Raw genomic sequence first — 3940 nt, forward strand, 5'->3', positions numbered from 1 at the left:
TATGCGATTTGGGAACCCATGCGATGAAGTCAGAGGCTACCGCGGCCGTTAGTGTACAAGGTCGAGTCTTAACACGCCATGCGATTCATCGTCATGGGAGTTTAGTGTTGCAGTATTATCTGGCTACCGCCCAAGGCCCTGTGCAGGTGGAAGTGCAAGGTACTGAACACATTTGTTTTTGCCATCAAACGGATGTGGCGGCTCTACAGTTACAAACGCCGGGTCAAGCATTGCGGTTTGTGCCATTAGCACTCAAAAGCTTTAAAGGCGGCGCTGTCAGTGGTGTTTATGCCAAATCGAGCAATAGTTTACGTACCTTACAGCGTATCGCTAAAGATGCTGACATCCCCTTATTTGAAGCCGATATTCGACCCGAACAGCGTTATTTAATCGAGCGGTTTGTGGCGCTGGATGTGGCATTTTTAGGGTATTTCTCTGCGACGAGTAACATACTCGCGCCGACTAGCGACAGTCTTGTGGCTAACTCGCTGCCCGTGTTTATCGCCGAGCGGGCAAAGAGTATTGCCCCCTTAATGGCGGTGAATTTACGCTGTATTTCACTGGATTTTGAATGCAGCTTTGAGGGTTTACTCTATTCGGTTGCGCTATATGGTCAAGACAGTAGCCAAGCCGAGGGGCAAGGCAGCCTCAAGCAGACTTATGAAAAAGTGATCATGGTGGGCGAAGCTGAATCAAACGCCCCCGAGTATATTGAATGGGTGGTCGATGAAGCTGCACTTATTCATCGATTAATCGCGTGGTTCCATGAGTTTGATCCTGATTTTATTATCGGTTGGTCAGTGGTGAGCTTCGATCTCGCGCTATTGTCACGCCGTGCATTATTACACCGTATTCCACTCACCATTGGCCGCGGTGGCGCTAAGCTCGATTGGAAGGTTGATAATAAATTTCGCCCAGAAACCTTAGTCTTACCGGGCCGTGTGGTACTCGATGGTATCGATTGGCTTAAGGCGGCTTTTTATCACTTTGAGCGTTTCTCGCTTGAATTTGTGTCGCGGCAATTATTAGGTGAAGGCAAGGCCATTCATAACGTCGATAATCGCGTTGAAGAAATTGACCTGCTGTTTAAGACCGATAAACAAGCCTTAGCGCATTACAATCTTACCGATAGCCGCCTAGTGTGGGATATTTTTACTCACACTCAATTGTGGGATTTTGCCCTCGCGCGTGCCGAACTGACAGGTTTAGAACTTGGGCGAGTAGGGGCTTCGGTGGCGGCGTTTAATCATTTGTATTTACCGTATTTACATCGAGCGGGTTATGTCGCTCCAGCAGAGCCTGCCAGTGATGGCATTGAAAGTCCTGGCGGCTACGTGATGGATTCTGTGCCGGGTCTGTATAAACACATCTTAGTGTTCGATTTTAAAAGTCTGTATCCTTCCATTATTCGCACCTTTTTGATTGATCCTAAGGGATTGATTGAAGGCTTGCAGTTGCCGGAGTCTGACTGTGTTGCGGGGTTTCTCGGCGGCCGTTTCAGTCGGCAACAGCCTATTTTACCTAAGCTTATCAAAGCCTTATCTGAGCAGCGAGAAAAGGCCAAGCGTGAGCATAATGCGCCATTATCCCAAGCGATAAAAATTATCATGAACTCGCTGTATGGGGTTTTAGGTTCTCAAGGTTGTGTGTTCCACGATGCAAAGTTAGCAAGTTCGATCACTATGCGTGGCCATCAAATCATGAAACAAACTCGCGCATGGATAGAAGAGATGGGCTATCAAGTGATTTATGGCGATACGGATTCGACCTTTGTCTGGCTTGGCAGCGAGCCTGATCTCTCAGACATTAACGCCTTGGGTAACAGTCTGGCGCAAGATATCAATGCTAAGTGGCAGGTTAAAATCTTTGCTGATCACCAAGTTGAGAGTTTTCTCGAGTTACAGTTTGAACGGCATTACGAGCAGTTCTTTATGCCAACCTTAAGAGGCTCATTAGAAGGCAGTAAAAAACGTTATGTTGGCGCGTGGCGCAATGAGAGCGATGAACTAGAGCTCACCTTTAAAGGGATGGAACAAGTGCGCAGTGATTGGAGCCCCTTAGCGCGCAAAGTCCAAGAGTCACTCTATGAGCGAATGTTTAACCAAAGGGATATCAGTGTTTATTTAGCCAGCGTGTTTGAAAAATTGCTTGATGGTCAGTTGGATAATGATTTGGTATTTCGTAAACGCATGCGGCGCAATATCGAAGATTACACGGCTAAATCTTCACCACATGTTAAAGTCGCCCAGCAACTATGCGATATAACAGGTGACACCACTTTTGGCAAGCGTGGGGCGCAAATTGACTACCTGATTACTGTAAATGGACCGGAACCCTTACTGTACAGAACGTCACCAATTGATTACCAATACTACATTGATAAGCAAATTGGCCCTATTGCAGAGCCGGTATTTTCGATAATGAAACTAAACTACATGAATATTGCGTCAAAGCAGCTGCTGTTAATATAGTGTTTTTAATGTTCTTTATGTGTTGCTATAAGTGGCGAATGTAGCGTTTTAACCTGTTTTGTAGAGGTTAACTGGTTTGTTTTTGTGATGTTAATCGACATATTCTTTAGGTTTCGCTTTGAGGGGATATTGAAAATTTGCTACCCTTTAAGTGGAAATTGTAAGGAAATATAACAACGGAATGACGTTGGCAAAACATAAACAAAAAAAGGTTAAGCACCAAATGAACAAGACGTTAGTAGCAACTGCGCTTGCAGCCATGTTTTTAGTACCATCAGTCTCAGCTATCGAGATCTATAAAGATAATAAAAATGCCGTAGAAATCGGTGGTTTTATTGATGCACGCGTGATCAACACTCAAGGGGAAACAGAGGTTGTTAACGGCGCATCTCGCATTAATTTTGGTTTTAATCGTGAGTTGACTGACGGTTGGAAAGCCTTTGCTAAATTAGAGTGGGGTGTAAACCCAGTTGGTAATAGCGATATTGTCTATAACAATCGCTTCGAATCTGTTCAAGAAGAGTTCTTCTATAACCGTTTAGGTTACGCAGGTCTGTCCCACGACACTTATGGAACACTGACTATCGGTAAGCAGTGGGGTGCTTGGTACGATGTCGTTTACAACACTAACTACGGTTTTGTGTGGGACGGCAACACTGCAGGTGTTTACACTTATAACAAAGATGACGGCGCGGTAAACGGTGTGGGTCGTGGTGATAAAACGGTCCAGTATCGCAATGCCTTTGGCGATGTTAGCTTCGCAGTTCAAGCGCAGTTAAAAAACAGCAGCTTCTATACCTGTGATACTACGGATGATATCAGCCAAGCTCAGTGTCAAGCGAACTGGGAAAGCGGTGATAAAGCGGCTCAACAAGTTGAGTACAACTACACCTATGGTGGCGCGCTGACTTATAAAGCCACTGATATGTTGACGTTAACTGCGGGTGTAAACCGTGGTGAGTTTGATGTGAGTTTTGGTAACGGCGAACAAACTACAGCGGTTGATCTTATCTACGGTGCTGGTATCACTTGGGGTAACTTCGATAACGATGGTTTATATGCCGCAGCGAACTTCAACAGACAAGAAAACCATGACACTGACAATATTGGTCGTTTGATCAAAGATGCCTATGGTATTGAAAGTTTAGTTTCTTACAAGTTTGACAATGGCCTGCGTCCATTCATTTCTTACAACGTGCTTGATGCGGGTAAAGACTATGTCATCCAGCCTAACTTCAATGCCGATCCAAACGATGAATTTAAACGTCAGTTTGTCGTGGTCGGATTGCACTTTGTATGGGATCCAAACACAGTTCTGTACATAGAAGCACGTAAAGATTACAGCGATTTCACCAGCGCAGATAAAGACCAAGAAGCCAGAATGGCACTTTCTGAATCTGATGGCGTAGCAATCGGTATCCGTTACACACTCTAAGTTTCAAGGTTCTTTAAAGTAAGAACCTTTTCAG

The 3940-nt window shown here is 44.9% G+C and carries 2 protein-coding genes; both read left to right on the forward strand.

Annotated features, from left to right (window positions below):
• Positions 1 to 23 precede the first annotated feature (23 nt).
• Complete coding sequence (locus NE536_RS22470; RefSeq protein WP_261274075.1) at positions 24 to 2471, forward strand: DNA polymerase II; 2448 nt, start codon at positions 24 to 26, stop codon at positions 2469 to 2471.
• A gap of 223 nt (positions 2472 to 2694) precedes the next feature.
• Positions 2695 to 3906 carry a porin gene (locus NE536_RS22475; RefSeq protein WP_261274074.1) on the forward strand — a complete coding sequence of 404 codons (1212 nt, stop codon included), beginning with the start codon at positions 2695 to 2697 and terminating at the stop codon, positions 3904 to 3906.
• Positions 3907 to 3940 lie beyond the last annotated feature (34 nt).

The organism is Shewanella septentrionalis, from assembly GCF_025370265.1.
GTDB classification, from domain to species: Bacteria; Pseudomonadota; Gammaproteobacteria; order Enterobacterales; family Shewanellaceae; genus Shewanella; species Shewanella hafniensis.

What these genes read in the sequence shown, in the direction of transcription:
- NE536_RS22470 (WP_261274075.1), top strand. Translation starts at nt 24, where the DNA reads ATGAAGTCAGAGGCTACCGCGGCCGTTAGTGTACAAGGTCGAGTCTTA.
- NE536_RS22475 (WP_261274074.1), top strand. Translation starts at nt 2,695, where the DNA reads ATGAACAAGACGTTAGTAGCAACTGCGCTTGCAGCCATGTTTTTAGTA.